Annotated in this window: 17 protein-coding genes and 3 pseudogenes; 6 read left to right on the top strand and 14 right to left on the bottom strand. The window is 37.8% G+C overall.

The window, feature by feature from the left end; genetic code table 11:
- Positions 1-58 precede the first annotated feature (58 nt).
- The 4 genes and pseudogenes from J416_RS08535 to J416_RS08520 form a co-directional block, all read right to left on the bottom strand.
- Complete coding sequence (locus tag J416_RS08535; protein WP_003468658.1) at positions 59-1,144, bottom strand: HD-GYP domain-containing protein; 1,086 nt, start codon at positions 1,142-1,144, stop codon at positions 59-61.
- Between the two features lie 77 nt (positions 1,145-1,221).
- Positions 1,222-1,530 carry a YunC family protein gene (locus J416_RS08530; protein ID WP_003468655.1) on the bottom strand — a complete coding sequence of 103 codons (309 nt, stop codon included), beginning with the start codon at positions 1,528-1,530 and terminating at the stop codon, positions 1,222-1,224.
- A gap of 51 nt (positions 1,531-1,581) precedes the next feature.
- A complete protein-coding gene (locus J416_RS08525) occupies positions 1,582-2,973 on the bottom strand; it encodes a bifunctional metallophosphatase/5'-nucleotidase (RefSeq protein ID WP_003468652.1) in 1,392 nt (463 codons plus the stop codon).
- Between the two features lie 12 nt (positions 2,974-2,985).
- Positions 2,986-3,758, bottom strand: a pseudogene (locus tag J416_RS08520) (sulfite exporter TauE/SafE family protein).
- A 563-nt stretch (positions 3,759-4,321) separates the two neighbouring features.
- Here J416_RS08520 and J416_RS08515 point away from each other — a divergent pair.
- The gene (locus J416_RS08515; protein WP_003468635.1) at positions 4,322-4,780 is read left to right on the top strand and encodes a hypothetical protein; all 459 of its coding nucleotides are present in this window, start codon (positions 4,322-4,324) and stop codon (positions 4,778-4,780) included.
- Positions 4,781-5,105: 325 nt separating this feature from the next.
- Here J416_RS08515 and sufB read toward each other — a convergent pair.
- The 10 genes and pseudogenes from sufB to J416_RS08470 form a co-directional block, all read right to left on the bottom strand.
- Positions 5,106-6,502 (bottom strand): annotated as a pseudogene (gene sufB, locus J416_RS08510) (Fe-S cluster assembly protein SufB).
- A 36-nt stretch (positions 6,503-6,538) separates the two neighbouring features.
- Positions 6,539-6,985 carry a Fe-S cluster assembly sulfur transfer protein SufU gene (sufU, locus tag J416_RS08505; protein WP_003468627.1) on the bottom strand — a complete coding sequence of 149 codons (447 nt, stop codon included), beginning with the start codon at positions 6,983-6,985 and terminating at the stop codon, positions 6,539-6,541.
- Positions 6,975-8,195, bottom strand: a complete 1,221-nt coding sequence (locus J416_RS08500; RefSeq protein WP_003468620.1) for a cysteine desulfurase — start codon at positions 8,193-8,195, stop codon at positions 6,975-6,977. The genes sufU and J416_RS08500 overlap by 11 nt, the downstream gene beginning before the upstream one ends.
- Positions 8,195-9,502, bottom strand: coding sequence for a Fe-S cluster assembly protein SufD (gene sufD / locus J416_RS08495; protein WP_003468618.1), 1,308 nt, complete (start codon positions 9,500-9,502; stop codon positions 8,195-8,197). Before sufD ends, J416_RS08500 begins: the two co-directional genes overlap by 1 nt.
- Before the next feature lie 17 nt (positions 9,503-9,519).
- A pseudogene (sufC, locus tag J416_RS08490) lies at positions 9,520-10,303 on the bottom strand (Fe-S cluster assembly ATPase SufC).
- Positions 10,304-10,889: 586 nt separating this feature from the next.
- Entirely contained in the window at positions 10,890-11,030 is a 141-nt protein-coding gene (locus J416_RS15925; RefSeq protein WP_003468613.1) for a YuzK family famiily protein, read from the bottom strand.
- A 209-nt stretch (positions 11,031-11,239) separates the two neighbouring features.
- Positions 11,240-11,563, bottom strand: a complete 324-nt coding sequence (locus J416_RS08485) for a thioredoxin family protein (RefSeq protein WP_003468611.1) — start codon at positions 11,561-11,563, stop codon at positions 11,240-11,242.
- 13 nt (positions 11,564-11,576) lie between these two features.
- Complete coding sequence (locus J416_RS08480) at positions 11,577-11,954, bottom strand: ribonuclease M5 (RefSeq protein WP_003468609.1); 378 nt, start codon at positions 11,952-11,954, stop codon at positions 11,577-11,579.
- 144 nt (positions 11,955-12,098) lie between these two features.
- Positions 12,099-12,482, bottom strand: coding sequence for a glycine cleavage system protein GcvH (gcvH, locus tag J416_RS08475; protein ID WP_003468607.1), 384 nt, complete (start codon positions 12,480-12,482; stop codon positions 12,099-12,101).
- Between the two features lie 46 nt (positions 12,483-12,528).
- On the bottom strand, positions 12,529-12,885 hold the full coding sequence (locus tag J416_RS08470; protein WP_003468605.1) for an arsenate reductase family protein: 357 nt from the start codon (positions 12,883-12,885) through the stop codon (positions 12,529-12,531).
- A gap of 187 nt (positions 12,886-13,072) precedes the next feature.
- Between J416_RS08470 and J416_RS08465 the strand changes: the two genes are divergently transcribed.
- The 5 genes from J416_RS08465 to J416_RS08445 all read left to right on the top strand — a co-directional run bounded on the left by J416_RS08465 (position 13,073) and on the right by J416_RS08445 (position 15,732).
- The gene (locus J416_RS08465; RefSeq protein WP_003468603.1) at positions 13,073-13,336 is read left to right on the top strand and encodes a metal ABC transporter permease; all 264 of its coding nucleotides are present in this window, start codon (positions 13,073-13,075) and stop codon (positions 13,334-13,336) included.
- 27 nt (positions 13,337-13,363) lie between these two features.
- Complete coding sequence (locus J416_RS08460) at positions 13,364-13,771, top strand: Fur family transcriptional regulator (RefSeq protein ID WP_003468601.1); 408 nt, start codon at positions 13,364-13,366, stop codon at positions 13,769-13,771.
- Positions 13,762-14,157, top strand: a complete 396-nt coding sequence (locus J416_RS08455) for a fluoride efflux transporter FluC (protein ID WP_003468599.1) — start codon at positions 13,762-13,764, stop codon at positions 14,155-14,157. The genes J416_RS08460 and J416_RS08455 overlap by 10 nt, the downstream gene beginning before the upstream one ends.
- Positions 14,154-14,513: a FluC/FEX family fluoride channel gene (locus tag J416_RS08450; protein WP_003468597.1), complete on the top strand. Its 360-nt coding sequence runs from the start codon at positions 14,154-14,156 to the stop codon at positions 14,511-14,513. Before J416_RS08455 ends, J416_RS08450 begins: the two co-directional genes overlap by 4 nt.
- A gap of 76 nt (positions 14,514-14,589) precedes the next feature.
- Positions 14,590-15,732 carry a glycosyltransferase family 4 protein gene (locus J416_RS08445; protein ID WP_003468586.1) on the top strand — a complete coding sequence of 381 codons (1,143 nt, stop codon included), beginning with the start codon at positions 14,590-14,592 and terminating at the stop codon, positions 15,730-15,732.
- Positions 15,733-15,834 lie beyond the last annotated feature (102 nt).

The raw sequence follows: 15,834 nt of genomic DNA, 5'->3' as shown, positions 1-15,834 counted from the left end.
CCCCCATTTTTACTTATATTTATGATGGAAAAAGGGGGGATATTATTTATCGATTATTCTATTTTCGATCATTCATACCAACAATCATGATATCTAATTCCTTCGATAAATCTAAATCATAGGTAGATACTTTCTCTTCTCCATGATGTGTAATACGGATGACAGGTCGATCATTCACTTGATGATTTTGCCTAGCCACAATACCTATTCGATTATCACTTAATGTAACCGTCAAACCATTAGGGTATAAAGCGATTGTACGTCTAAATGCATCAACAATATGGGACTCAAACTGTTTGTCTGCGCCCGCATATAATATTTCTAATCCTTCATGTGGTAACATCGCATCACGATATACACGATTTGTCGTTACCGCATCAAATACATCAGCCACACTCATGATCTTCGCATATGGATGCATTTCGTTTCCTGTTATACCCCGTGGATAACCCGATCCATCAATCCGCTCATGATGTTGAAACGCACAATGTGCAATTAATAAAGGGAGTTCATGACTCTTTCGTAAAAACTCAAACCCATATTCTGTATGCTTCTTAATGATTTCAAACTCATCATCTGTTAGTTTACCGGATTTATTCAAAATATTTTGTGGTAAAAACACTTTTCCAATATCGTGTAACAAAGCGCCTAAACCGATCTCTTCAATTTGATGTGTAGGAAATTGAAATGCTTGTGCTAATGCGATTGTATAGAGACTGACATTCACAGAATGCTGATATACGTAATGATCACTAATTAATAAATCACTAACATACTGAATCACTTCATCATGATGACTAATTTCTGTAGCCATCTGCTTGGCAACACCTTGAAGTGAATCAATCGTCTTTGATAACAAATAAGGATTTTGCTCTAAATCCTTATCGTCGAACAAACGAAAAGATTCACGAATGTGATTCATTGCATCCAATTTCAAATCTTCTGATACCGGTGATTCAATAACGATATCATCTGTCTCTTGATCACGAATATATACGTACGTAATACCATAGTCCAATAACCTTTTAATAATAAAGGTCGATAATTTCACATGCCGTTGCACAAGAATTCGACCATAATCATTTTTGATTGGTTTTGCTAATTCCATACCTTCTTGTAAATATTTTGTCGCAATTAACCTCATGGAGATCTCCTATAAATCTGTAATTGAATACTATTTTCGACTTATTTTATCAAAAAAATCCTCATTTCGACAAGAATTCACTCATTTGCTATTGTGAGTAACGCTTGTTTAATTGGCATACCTGGCGTCCAGTTGTATTTTTGAGAATGAATCGTCACTTTATCTAATGTTCCTTCTAATAATTCATCAATCGTACGCACGCCCACCGCACGACCTGCTATAATGGGCCGATCTTTGAGTTTTTCATTTAATAAATCAATATCGAGCGCACCACACATCACATAACCGATATGATTTTGTATCACTAAAAGATTCGTTTCTGGTAACTGAGCTGATATTGCGATAAACGTATATCCTTCCACTTCAATTGGTTTTACATCAATCATATTCGAGCACTCCTTTCTCTAAAGCATATGAAAGCCTAGAAAGGAGTGTGCCTATGAATCTTCAGATAACGTATGCCATAGCAAATCGCGCATAAATTCAGGTAAATAAAACTGTTTCGTTGTCGCTCGTGCGATAGCTGGGAATATGTGACCGAAAGTAAACATATCCGCCGTTGCTAATGTGTATGTTTGATGTAGATCAATAGGGTGTCCTTGCCAATACGCATGCCGCACATGGGTTTTTCCTGTTTCATCTTCATAACGATCAATCTCAATCCCCCAAAAGGTAATTGCACCAATAACCTCTCCACGAAAACCAAAACCTTTCAATGCTAACTGAGTTAATTGTGGGTCATGAGCGCCACGAATCACTTCCATTAACTCTGCTCCATCTAATGTGACCGTACAGGGATTAATGGGATGGGGACAAATTCTATGTATATCAGCAAAAGTGACCTTCCCTGGCCCTAGGCTTTCTAATAAAAGGCCAGCATTCAACATAGCAACATCAGCACCTGTCCATTGTTTGAGCATTGCCGTTAGCGACTGTACGATCTGAGTTGAAGAAAACCAATCCACTTTCAATTGCTGAGAAATCGTCACTTTTGTTTCACTTAACTTCGCTACTGCGCTCTCAGTCGTAGTATGAATAAGTTTGTCCGTTTTCTTGTCACTATCCATTTGTTCTGTTTCAACAGCATACGCTTCTTTTTCTACTAATTGTTGAAGTCTATGATCCCAGTTTAAATGCACTTCGCCAACATAAGCTCCATGTTTACCTGCAGCTGTTAGTAACGTTTGATTGACTGTTTTCCCAGATTTTAAAAGATGATGCGTATGACCACCAATAATGACATCAATCTCTGGGTATTTATAAGCAATATTTTCATCCTCAGATAACCCTAAATGCGACAAAAGTATAATCACATCAGCATCTTTTTTGATTCTTCTGATATGTTGATCAAGATAGTCATACGGTGATTGCACATGCCAACCTAATTCATGGTAAAAAGCATTAAACGGTGCGGTAAGACCAATGAGTCGGATACGGATACCTGATGATGTAGTTAACAAAACGTCATCGCGCAACCATGACGGGCGCTCTTCATTACTGGGGGATAGATTACCACAAGTCACTTGGAAATCTGCTTGATTATATAGTTGATATAAATCGTCATACTCTAATGTAATTCCCTCATTGTTACCGATTGTTACGACATCATAGCCAGCTTGATTTAAAAACTCCACATTTTTCTTACCTCGATAGGCTTCAGCAATGGGATGATAACGATCGACATGATCACCTAAGTCGATCAACCAAAAGGATTCATGATGATTCTGATATCTTCTTTTCTTCTGTTCAAAGTGATGGACAATTTTTCCCCAATTTTCAAAATGGCTGTGTAAATCATTTGAATAATGAATATGAAGCTTCTCTTGCATAAAATCATCCCCTTACATTACGCCTTGCCATATTAAACGTAATCCGATAAATAATAAAATCACGCGTAAAAATCGTTCGATCGTTTTACTTTGTAATTGCTGGTTCACCTTAGCGCCAAGTGTACCACCAAACCACGCGCCAGGGATAAACGCCCACACATACTTCCAAACGATATGACCTAAAAATATATGCGTAAACGAGCTAACAATACTTAAAGATAAAATGATAAACATGGAAGTAGCCGTTGCGATGTGTGGCGGAAATGCAAAAAATAAAATCATCGCCGGAACCATCAGTGAACCACCACCAATGCCAAAGAAACCTGATAATATCCCAACAATTAAACCGATCAAAACAGCTGCATAAGTCGCAAACGTATAAGTATGGGTTTCGTTGTTCAGTTCTTTTACCCGCGTAATGGTTAAAAAAGATACTTTCTTTGCAATGACCCCTTGACGACTATCTTTCGGTAAATTAGAGTCTTTTTTACGGAACAGAAATAGAACAAAGATGATCAACATAAAGATCCCTAGGTATATAGAAAATTGATCTGTCTCTACAAATTGATTGAGCCAGGAACCGAATATTCCACCAGGTAAACTTCCCGCGATAAATAAAAATCCACTCTTATAATCAATTCGATCAGATTTCGCGTATGCTAAGTAGATGATGCTGCTGTAAACACCATAATAATAAGAGAAATACCTACAATGGTACTAGGTGTCGCCCAATCAAATAATGGTGTGAATGTATGTAAAATAAGTAGAAGTGGTACAAGGATCACACCACCACCGAATCCCACAATGCTGCCCACAAAGGCAGATAAAAAACCAATGAGGATACATAAAAAAACGACCAAATTTATCCCGTCCTTCTTTGGATTCCATTATATCACGATCACACTTATAATAGTCGTTAATAAGACTTAAGAAAACGTGCGTTCAATGATCGAACTCTTATCATTATAAAGGGAAACCGACAATTTATCCAACTGAAGCATTCTTAAGCTACAAAAACCCCCTGCCACATATGTGACAAGGTATAAAAAACCAAATCCAGAACACATTTATACTATCACTATTTCTAAACGCACCACATTTGTTGTTGCGGTACTTTAATACGTCATTCATCTAGTGTTGCCTCGTGCTATTCTTCAATCCCCTTTTCATTTAATGGACGTTATTTTTCCTTTTTGTATCTTCAAAACATTGATGGTAATTTTATAATATGTTACATTTTTTTGAATTTCAATTGTGTAAATGTTTAAAAGTTACTTACTCATTAATCGATATTACGATAGGTAAGATTGACTGATTGATATCTTTAACCGATAAAGGATGTTAGATTATGAAAAGAATTCATAGTATATATGGGTTAATTTTTGTTTGTCTTTTATTTTTAATAGGATGTACATCGCAGAAAGGAAGCGAAAAACTACACCTTTTAGCAACTGGAGAAAGTAAGACTTGGGTAGTAAATTTATACTTAGTACAAAATTCCAATAATGAAACGAGAGACATTAGTGTTACAGTTTCACAAAAAAACGAGGAAACGATTAATCACTTACATTGGAAATTGGACTCTAAAGAAAAGTTACAAACGTCAATTTCTGGTGATTTGAATAACTTTTCTAATCACCAAGTTTATGAGTCAGGTACCTTCACAAGTACTAATGTGGATATGAGGTCTAAATCCTATATAAAAGAAGCACTTAATGGTCTACATATCAAGCTTAACTGGGAAGAAGCTATGGAATCTAAACATGATGTAGTCTCCTTAAGCTATGAGAAAGAATACGTTAGATAATACAAAATCTAGATAGTTCATTTCATTTATTTTTCCGGATGATCAGTTACTTTTCTTCTTGTCACCTAATCTACACAATCCCCCCCTATTCAGTACCAAAGGGGGGATTCACTTTATTGATTCTAAATCAATGTTGGTAGAAGTGTTGCTCACTTTGTTTGAGATTAGCACATTCTATAAGCTGTAAATGACATTTTTTATGGCAAGCAAAAAAGTTATCAGAAAATTACTGATACCCCAACATATATTTTAGAGCCATATTTTAGAGCCAAATGATAAACAGAACCCTTGCCACAAACAATGATGTGACAAGGGTTCTTTGTTGTTAACCGATTGAACCTTCCATTTCAAACTTAATAAGACGGTTCATTTCTACCGCATATTCCATTGGAAGTTCTTTTGTAAATGGCTCAATGAAGCCCATTACAATCATTTCGGTCGCTTCTTCTTCAGAGATACCACGACTCATCAGATAGAAAAGTTGCTCTTCTGATACTTTGGAAACTTTTGCTTCGTGTTCTAATGAGATATTCTCATTCAAAATTTCATTATAAGGAATCGTATCAGAGGTTGATTTATTGTCCATAATCAAGGTGTCACATTCGATATTTGCACGTGCACCTTCTGCTTTACGACCGAAGTGTACAATACCTCGATACGTTACCTTACCACCTTGTTTAGAGATCGACTTCGAAACGATTGTCGATGACGTGTTTGGTGCTAAGTGATGCATTTTAGCACCTGCATCTTGGTGTTGGCCGTTACCAGCTAATGCAATGGAAAGTGTATTTCCACGGGCACCTTCTCCTTTGAGAATGATGGAAGGATACTTCATCGTTAACTTCGAACCAAGGTTACCGTCAATCCATTCCATTGTCGCATTGGCATCGCAAGTCGCACGTTTTGTCACAAGGTTATATACGTTATTTGCCCAGTTTTGGATCGTTGTATAACGGCAATACGCATCTTTCTTTACAAAAATCTCTACAACTGCACTGTGTAGTGAATTAGTTGTGTACGTTGGCGCTGTACATCCCTCTACGTAGTGAACAGATGCTTCTTCATCTACAATAATTAGCGTACGTTCAAATTGTCCCATATTTTCAGAATTAATACGGAAATACGCTTGAAGTGGTGTTTCTGTTTTGACACCCTTCGGTACGTAGATAAACGATCCACCAGACCACACAGCAGAGTTTAATGCAGCAAACTTGTTATCAGATGGCGGTACTACTTTACCAAAATAGTCTTTGAACAATTGTTCATTTTCTTTCAGTGCTGTGTCTGTATCTTTAAACACAATTCCCATGTTTTCTAGGTCTTCTTGCATATTGTGATAGACCACTTCTGATTCATACTGTGCCGAAACACCCGCTAGATATTTTTGTTCTGCTTCTGGAATACCTAATTTGTCAAATGTTTGCTTAATTTCATCTGGCACTTCATCCCAAGAACGTTCAGAACGTTCAGATGGTTTTACATAATACGTGATTTCATCAAAATCGAGTTCTGATAAATCTCCCCCCATTGAGGCATTGGTTTTTTATAAAACTGCTCCAATGCTTTCAAACGGAAGTCCAACATCCATTGTGGTTCTTCTTTCATACGAGAGATTTCTTCCACAACATTTTTCGTAAGCCCTTTTTCTGTACGGAAAATCGAGACGTCACGATCATGGAATCCATATTTGTATTCTTCTATTTCAGGTACATTTTTCGCCATGTTTTCATACCTCCTATTTTAGGATTCAATTACAAGTTACGACTGTTCTTCGTCACTTGCTACACCTTTTTCCATTGCCTTCCACGCAAGCGTCGCACATTTAATCCGAGCTGGAAACTTCGAAACTCCTTGTAATGCTTCAATGTCCCCTAAGTCAATGTCTTCATTATCTATTTCATTGCCTAGCATCATATCAGAGAACATAGAAGACATTTTTAACGCTTGCTCAACATCTTTACCTTTGACTGCTTGAGTCATCATTGATGCGGATGACATGCTAATGGAACATCCTTCACCTTCAAACTTCGCATCTTGAACAACACCATCTTCAACTTGTAGATGTAGTTCTATACGATCACCACAAGTAGGGTTGTTCATATCTATTGTAACAGATTCATCGTCCAGACTTCCACGGTTTCTCGGATTTTTATAATGATCCATGATCACTTGTCGATATAACGTATCTAAGTTATTAAAAGACATCACCGAAATACTCCTTCGCTCTGTTTAGTCCTTCTGCCAAACGATCGATATCTTCTTTCGTATTATACAGATAGAAACTTGCACGAGCTGTAGCTGCTGTATCAAGCCATTTCATTAAAGGCTGTGCACAGTGATGACCAGCACGAACCGCAGTCCCTTCTGCATCTAAAACAGTTGCCGTATCATGTGGATGTACGCCATCAATATTAAACGTCACAAGACCACTACGTTGTTTCGGGCCATAAATCGTTAATCCATCAATTTCCTTTAGCTTCGTTTGGGCATAAGCTGCCAAATCACGTTCATGTGCCTCTATCTGATCCATACCAATCTCTTCAAGGAAATCAATAGCAGCATGTAAACCAATTGCACCTGCAATAATTGGTGTCCCGCCTTCAAATTTCCACGGGAGATCTTTCCATGTTGATTCATATAAACCAACAAAATCGATCATTTCACCACCAAATTCTACAGGTTCCATTTTTTCGAGCCACTCTTTCTTTCCGTACAATACACCAATACCTGTTGGCCCGCACATTTTATGTCCAGAAAAGGCATAAAAATCACAATCCAAGTTAGCCACATCCACTTTCATATGTGGCACGCTTTGTGCCCCATCGACAACGATCAATGCATCATGTTCATGAGCTATCGCTGCAATTTCCTTGATTGGATTCACTGTACCTAGCACATTGGAAACATGTGTGACAGCAACAATTTTAGTCGCATTCGTAATGGTTGAACGGAAAGATTCTAATGTGATCGTCCCGTCTTCTTCCATTGGAACATATTTCAATGTAGCTCCCGTATATTTGGCCGCTTGTTGCCAAGGAATCAAATTACTATGATGCTCCATTTCGGTGACGACAATTTCATCACCTTCTTGCAACACGTGACGAGCGTAACCATAGGCAACGGTATTAATAGCAGTTGTTGTTCCACGAGTAAAAATAACTTCTTCAGTGGAACGTGCGCCAATAAAATCTTTCACCCGTTCACGAGCACCTTCATATTGATCAGTTGCTCTAGAGCCAAGCGTATGAACGCCGCGGTGAACATTGGAATTATTTTGACGATAATAAGATTCAAGTGCTTCAATCACTGGTAATGGTTTTTGCGACGTCGCTGCTGAATCCAAATATACTAAAGGATGACCATTGACTTCTTGATCTAAGATTGGAAATTGCTCACGAATCGCTTGAATATCCATTAATATACTTTCCTTTCAATCACTTCAGTTAATTGATTTTGAACAGCTTCAATTGGAATTTCTTTTACAACTGGCGCTAAGAAGCCATGAATAATTAAGCGTTCAGCTTCTTGTTGAGAGATTCCACGACTCATTAAATAGTATAATTGAATCGGGTCAACACGGCCAACAGATGCAGCGTGACCAGCAGTAACATCGTCTTCATCAATCAGAAGAATTGGGTTTGCATCTCCACGTGCTCCTTTGCTCAGCATAAGCACACGTGATTCTTGCTCTGCATTTGATTTTGTCGCTCCGTGTTCAATCTTCCCAATACCGTTAAAGATTGATGATGCATCATCTTTCATGACACCATGTTGTAAGATGAAACCTTCTGATTGTTTCCCGTAGTGTTTAATGTTGGCGGTATAGTTTTGCGATTGGTTCCCACGGCCAACTGAAACGGTCTTCGCATAAGAATAAGAATTATCGCCAATTAAATTCGTGATATTTTCAGATACAGTGTTTCCGTCATTCATTTGACCAAGATTCCACTCAATATGAGCATCACGATAAGCTACACCACGACGATTCACGTATACAGTTGTACCTGAAGCAAAATTATCAACAGAACCGAAGTTAATTTTTGCGTTATCATGCGCAATAACCTCTGTCACGATATTCGCAACTGCATGTTCTTCCGTATTGCTTGATACATAATTCTCAACATACGTTAGTGAACTGTTCTCTTCTGCCACAACGATGACATGATTAAAAGAAGCAGCCTCTGGATCTTCCTGCCAGAAAATAGCTTGCAACGGTTCTTCGACCTGTACATTTTTCGGTACATAAACGAATGATCCACCATTCATTAATGCGGTGTGAAGGGCGGTAAGTTTGTGCTCATCAATCTGTACAGCATCCTTCATATAGTAACGTTGCACTAATTCACTATGATCACGCAGTGCTGATTCGATATCTGTAAAAATAACACCTTGTTCCTCTAAATGAGAAGCAATCGATTGATAGGCAACCGACTGATTGCGTTGAATTAATAAATTCTCGTTCTTTGCTTTCATATCCAAGAATACTTGAATATCTTCTGGCAATTCTTCGAGCGACGAAATCTCTCCACCTTCCACATCATGTTTGAAATCGTGGAAATTCCAACGCTTAATACTTGTTTTGTCTGGCTTTGGCATTTCTAAATTGTCTGCCAGTTGTAATGATTGAATTCGTAAATCTGTCATCCAATTCGGTTCATTCTGATTCTCAGAGAATGAACGTATATATTCTTGATCATATGGAAGCTTTGTTTCCACTGTCATACAACTCCTCCTAACACTTACGCGTTTTGTCCTACAGTTTCGTCTTCAATACCAAGTTCTTGCTTAATCCAGTCATAACCTTCTGCTTCAAGGCGTTGCGCTAATTCTGGACCACCAGATTTTACAACACGTCCTTGCATCATGACATGAACTTGATCCGGTGTAATATAGTCTAACAAGCGTTGATAGTGCGTAATAATCAAGCAACCGAAATTGTCATTGCGCAACTTATTAATTCCTTTTGATACAACTTTTAATGCGTCGATATCAAGTCCTGAATCAATTTCGTCTAATATGGCAATCTCAGGTTGAAGCATCATTAATTGTAAGATCTCGTTACGTTTCTTTTCCCCGCCAGAGAAACCTTCATTCAAGTAACGTTGTGCCATATTTTTATCAATTTCTAGATAATCTAACGCTTCATCCATTTCCTTAATGAATTTCATTAAAGAAATTTCGTCTCCTTCTTCGCGACGAGAATTAATAGAAGAACGTAAGAAGTCAGATGTTGTAACACCACTGATTTCACTTGGATATTGCATGGCAAGGAATAGTCCAGCTTGTGCGCGCTCATCTACTTCCATTTCAAGAACGTCTTCACCGTCTAAAAGCACTTGTCCTTGCGTCACTTCATATTGTGGATGACCCATGATGCAGAAGCCAATGTCGATTTACCTGTACCGTTTGGCCCCATCACGCATGGAACTCGCCACCTTTAATTGTAAGGTTTACCCCTTTTAATATTTCCTGACCTTCGATTTCAACATGAAGATCTTTAATTTCTAAAGTTGAACCTGCCATTCTTCATACCTCCAAAAACTTATGTTTTATCATTTTTTGAAAATGGATAAAAACCATTCTCAGTTTATTCTCATTATAATCTTAAACTATTTCGAATCTATAATCAACCATTTCGCTAATGAAACTACCCAACGATCGTTATTATAACACACTTTCTCGCGATTTATCAGCTTTTCTAGTTAGGTCTTCATTAGACACACTTTTTACAGCAAATAAAATATATCGCAATCTACTGACTCGTAAGTTCAATATCCACTTAAATATTCTTTTTATTCTGCAAACAGCTTCATACAAGTTAACGATTTGCAGGATACATTCATTTTCAATGCAAACAGATGCTCTTCAATGCTTTATTTGACGCATATATTCATTATCGATGCAAACAGGGCCAATGAAACGATCTGTTTGAAGGGTAAATCGATTATTGATGCAAACAGCCACTTCCATCTCTTCTGTTTGACGTAAATCATTCTAGAATCACCGGTATCAAAAAACTACCTCCTTAGTCCGTTTATAACGACTGAGGAGGTAGTGATATCTCGTCTCTAGGATTTTGTCATCATTTGTTCGCCAACCATCTCGACTCCTAGCGATGTACTAAACGATCAACATCACGCACGATACTTTGACTTTTCAAATAGTTATTCCAGCGCTCATGTTCTACTTTCATTCGATGTGATAACTTTCTACCATACTCAGCGTAGCCAACTCCATGAGACTGATGCATCGCTTTTTCCATCTCTGGTGTGTAATTGAGATGTAAACTAATAATAAATCATCCCTTCTTTATATTGACAGATTCATTGTATCATCCATCAAATCCATGCTTCAATAATCAATCATCATAATGAGAGACGATATGTCTAGAGATTGCATGATTATGTTCAAGTTACCAGTATGACACGGCCATTTTTCTCGACATACACGAGTTACGATCTAAATACTCTGAATTTGTTTCCAGTTCGTCAGCGTCTCATATACTTTTGGGACTGACTCAAAAGCATACAGTCTCTTTTGTACTTGGTTTTTTTCCACTAGAAGTAATGCTGGTACGCTCGTAATGGCTTGGTCTTCCATGAAAGAAGGGAAGTAAGAAGCATCCATACGATAAAACGACAATTGGTTGTCCGTTTCCTCTAATACATAAAGCATTTTTTCAGCAAGTTGGCATGTGGCGCAAAATGGCGTATGAACAAAGATAACATAAGGTTCATCTAGTTGTTGAATCGTGGACCAATTCTCTGTTGTTATTTTTTCCATGACACTCACCTATTTATAAATAATTTGGATAAATTGAAATATGAGATGCTACTAACGCTACTGCTAATTCCGATTCAGGCGTTGCAGCAACCTCACGAAACGCCTTGTCAATATAAATATGAACGGCATGCGGGAGTTCTGTGGACAACTGTTTACGTAGTTTTTTCCCCGCATTGTCTTCATCGACTAAAATGAATACATCTCGATCATCAAGTTCAAAGTCTTCGATTAAATATTCTAATCGTTCAACTCCTAATGTACCATTTGTACAAATGATTTCAACATCTTCTTCAATTAGCTTCTTGATCTTTTCTTTATCAGAACGGCCTTCAACAATAATCACTTTTTCACTCGCTACTGACATGGGCTCACCTACTTCATTATTGTTCATCTCATATTACACATTCTATGGGAGCTCAATCGCTGGATATGCTATCATCAGTTAACTCTTTACTTGACTTACCATTATTGAATTCGTTCGGCTAAAAAGAGAGCATTCGCACTTAGATAAGGTACGAATGCTACAATGTATGTTTTATTCTCCATGAATCATTTGATCATATTCATCTGCAGACATTAACGCCTCAACTTGATTCTGATCTGATGGTTCGACTACAATCATCCACGCTTTTTCATACGGAGATTCATTCACGTATTCTGGATTATCGATTAATTCTTGATTCACATCTACAACTTTACCAGTGATCGGAGCATATAATTCGGATACCGTTTTGACCGATTCTGCACTTCCAAACGGCTCGTCCACTTGAATCGTATCACCTACTTCTGGTAGTTCAATAAAGACAATATCACCTAACTCGGATTGCGCATGCTCCGTAATTCCTATTGTTACCGTATCGCCTTCTTTTTTCACCCACTCATGTTCATTTGAATATAATAGTGTATTTGGAATACTCATGATTTACGTCCTCCCACTCAACTTGGATACTATGTATTACTTGTGTTTACTTCCACGTTTCTTCAAAAGTTTTTTCATGAAAACCAACTGTAACATGTTCGTCATCTACAGTGATGGGCCGTTTGATCAACATCCCATCTGAAGCTAAATAATCCAATTTCTCATCATCAGATAATTGCGGTAACTGATCTTTCAACCCTAGTTCTCTGTACTTTTTGCCACTCGTATTGAAAAACTTTTTTATTGGCAATCCACTCTTATCAATAATTTGTTTTAACTCTTCTTTACTTGGTGGATGTTCCACAAGATGAACTGGCTCATAAGAAATTTGGTGCTCATCTAACCATGCTTTTGCTTTTCGACACGTTCCACATTTAGGATACCAATAAAATGTTCGTCCCATACATCTTCCTCCATTACTCATGAATTATGTTTAGTGTATCGGAAACACCTATTTTATAGCAAGTTTTTCGCATTTTTATTCGACGCTTCCATCCGCTCATCTCCATTAAAATCCACATATAATTCTGCATCTGTTTCCGGTATACATGCTAAACGTATTCACTTTTTATTTATTGTTGTCACAGCACTTGTCATCGCAACATCTTGTTGGCGTACTTTTAGTTTCAGCACTGATGACATTGCCAGTTGCAAGCAGCATCCAAATAGCAAAAGGATTTAAACAAACCATTATTTATGCGATAATATTTGGTGAAACTTTTGTTATTCTTGGCTTAATTTCAGGCTATTATTTAGAAATACCGCCTGATGGAACGATTGTTGTTCTTCTTATTCTAATTTTACTCACCATTACATTCGTTAAAAATGGATGGCATCGCCTAAAGAAAACATAAACACATACTCATAAATGGGGTGGCAGTATGAATGCAAAAGATGCACTTCGCGTGTTGAAGGAAAAAGGATATAAATACACAGACAAACGAAAGCGCATGATCGATTTTTTTGCAGATGAAAATCGTTATTGTACAGCTAAGGACTTGTTGGAATATTTAGAACCCGATTATAAAGGGATCAGCTTTGACACGATTTATCGTAACCTTCACCTGTTTCATGAATTAGATATTTTAGAATCAACAGAATTGAATGGTGAGAAGCATTTCCGTCTCAAATGTGACCATCACCACCATCATCATTTCATCTGTAAGAATTGTGGCGTCACAAAAGAAATCCATCACTGCCCAATGGATCAGCTTCACGAAGAATTACAACCATTTATAATTGAGGATCATAAATTCGAAATTTACGGATTTTGTCCATCATGTCAATAAAGAAGCAAACGTTATATCCATTTATTCTCGTCGGTATTGGCGGGGCAATCGGATCTTTTTTACGGTTTAGAATTGCTGAAGTAACAGCGGTGATACCTTTTCCAATTGCGACATTGATGGCAAACATATTCGGATGTTTTCTGTTGGCGTTGATTCGTTTTCACCCAACCATCCAGCAGAAATTTTCAAAATCGATGCTTTTTGTTTTAGGAACAGGTATGATCGGATCGCTGACGACTTTTTCGACTATGGTGATGGAGTGGAATCAGCTTTTATCACAGAGTGTAATAAAAATGCTATTCTATACCTTGTTACACATCTTAGGCGCAAGTCTCATGATTATGTTAGGTGTCCAAATTGCTCGAAGAAAGGAAAACGAAACATGAACAGTGTGATGGTCTGTATCGGTGGATGTATTGGCGCGATGGCTCGTTATGGGGCAAGTTTACAATGGAATACGAATGAAAGAGCGATTCCAATTGGTACATGGGTTGTGAATGTACTAGGAAGTATCATGTTAAGTATCGTCTATATCGCTTATCAACACCAATGGCTAACAACGCTCGGCTGGAGTTTTTTAGGCATTGGATTTTGTGGTGCATTTACCACCTTCTCAACGTTCAGCTTAGAATTATATGAATTCATTGACAAAGGAAAGTGGAAAGTAGCTTTGATCTATGCAGGAACTTCCATTGGCATAAGCTTGTTTGTTGTTGGTCTCATGCTATTTATTTTTACATAAATTTAACAGTGATTACGTTTTGGTTTTCCTTCGCTTATCATATAGTTTACTAACAACAAGCGAAGGAGTGACACATGTGAAAATTGCTCTCTTTACAGATACGTATACTCCTGAAGTCAATGGTGTTGCGCAAACTTTATCGCAACTCACACGCTATCTAGATGCAAGTGATCATCAATATATTGTCATTACGCCCAAGTTTGCCATGGGTCGATCAAAACACGAACCACCGATTTATCCTCAGTCCAGTTTCCCCTTCCCGTTATATCGCGATTGTCGTTTATCCCTACCCAGTATGAGAAAAATCCGCCAGCTCCTTCATAATTTTCAACCTGACATCATCCATATCGCTACCCCATTTACAATTGGGATTACAGGCCTTTTCTATGCGAAGCGTTTCGATATACCCATGATTGCTTCTTATCATACGAATTTCGATCAATATCTATCTTATTATCATCTTTCCTGGTTATCTAAGCCTATTTGGCGTTATATGGAATGGTTTCACCAATCAATGGAGAAGATTTTCGTTCCATCTGAGAGTACATGGGAAGAGTTATCGCAACATCAATTTCATCATCTAAAAATTTGGAAACGAGGTATTGACCAAAGCATATTTTACCCTAATGATCACAAGCAGCCTATTCGAAATAAATATCAAATTAAAGAAAAATTCGTCCTATGCTATGCCGGTCGTTTAGCCCCTGAAAAAAATACCACCATTCTAGCCTATTTGTTTCAAAATATACCGACAGAATGGCAAGAAGACATTCACTGGCTGATCGCAGGAGATGGTCCTGATATGCCATTACTAAAAAAACATGCGCCACCACATGCTACATTTACAGGCTTTCTTCCTCATGATCAATTGGCTGAAGTTTATAGCGTCAGTGACCTTATGATATTTCCGTCTGAAACTGAGACGTTTGGCAATGTGGTGTTGGAAGCATTGGCTTGTGGCACACCGGTAATCGGTGCTAATGCAGGCGGCGTAAAACATCTCATTCAACATCGATTAACCGGTATTTTGTGTTCCAAGGGCAAGCCAACAGAATATGTACGAGCGATCATTGAATTATTCCATCACCCGGAATGGCTCAGTCAACTGAGTGATCGCTCGGTTCGCTACACCGAATTACTCGGATGGCAACATAGATGTGAAGAATTACTTACAGCCTATCAAGAAGTGATAGAAAAAAAACGCCTATTACATGCTTAGTGTATTTTATTCGTTTATTCTGCAAACAGAGTCATTTCAATCATCGATTTGCAGGATAAATTGATTTTCAATGCAAACAAAAGCTCTTCTATTCCTTTTTTG

The sequence above is a fragment of the Gracilibacillus halophilus YIM-C55.5 genome (genome assembly GCF_000359605.1).
Classification (GTDB): Bacteria; Bacillota; Bacilli; order Bacillales; family Amphibacillaceae; genus Gracilibacillus; species Gracilibacillus halophilus.
This window is presented reverse-complemented; position numbering and strand designations above follow the sequence as displayed.

Excerpts from the sequence above, each read along its gene's own strand:
- J416_RS08535 (WP_003468658.1), bottom strand. The coding sequence starts at position 1,144 with ATGAGGTTAATTGCGACAAAATATTTACAAGAAGGTATGGAATTAGCA.
- J416_RS08530 (WP_003468655.1), bottom strand. The coding sequence starts at position 1,530 with ATGATTGATGTAAAACCAATTGAAGTGGAAGGATATACGTTTATCGCA.
- J416_RS08525 (WP_003468652.1), bottom strand. The coding sequence starts at position 2,973 with ATGCAAGAGAAGCTTCATATTCATTATTCAAATGATTTACACAGCCAT.
- J416_RS08515 (WP_003468635.1), top strand. The coding sequence starts at position 4,322 with ATGAAAAGAATTCATAGTATATATGGGTTAATTTTTGTTTGTCTTTTA.
- sufU (WP_003468627.1), bottom strand. The coding sequence starts at position 6,985 with ATGTCTTTTAATAACTTAGATACGTTATATCGACAAGTGATCATGGAT.
- J416_RS08500 (WP_003468620.1), bottom strand. The coding sequence starts at position 8,195 with ATGGATATTCAAGCGATTCGTGAGCAATTTCCAATCTTAGATCAAGAA.
- sufD (WP_003468618.1), bottom strand. The coding sequence starts at position 9,502 with ATGACAGTGGAAACAAAGCTTCCATATGATCAAGAATATATACGTTCA.
- J416_RS15925 (WP_003468613.1), bottom strand. The coding sequence starts at position 11,030 with ATGCATCAGTCTCATGGAGTTGGCTACGCTGAGTATGGTAGAAAGTTA.
- J416_RS08485 (WP_003468611.1), bottom strand. The coding sequence starts at position 11,563 with ATGGAAAAAATAACAACAGAGAATTGGTCCACGATTCAACAACTAGAT.
- J416_RS08480 (WP_003468609.1), bottom strand. The coding sequence starts at position 11,954 with ATGAACAATAATGAAGTAGGTGAGCCCATGTCAGTAGCGAGTGAAAAA.
- gcvH (WP_003468607.1), bottom strand. The coding sequence starts at position 12,482 with ATGAGTATTCCAAATACACTATTATATTCAAATGAACATGAGTGGGTG.
- J416_RS08470 (WP_003468605.1), bottom strand. The coding sequence starts at position 12,885 with ATGGGACGAACATTTTATTGGTATCCTAAATGTGGAACGTGTCGAAAA.
- J416_RS08460 (WP_003468601.1), top strand. The coding sequence starts at position 13,364 with ATGAATGCAAAAGATGCACTTCGCGTGTTGAAGGAAAAAGGATATAAA.
- J416_RS08455 (WP_003468599.1), top strand. The coding sequence starts at position 13,762 with ATGTCAATAAAGAAGCAAACGTTATATCCATTTATTCTCGTCGGTATT.
- J416_RS08450 (WP_003468597.1), top strand. The coding sequence starts at position 14,154 with ATGAACAGTGTGATGGTCTGTATCGGTGGATGTATTGGCGCGATGGCT.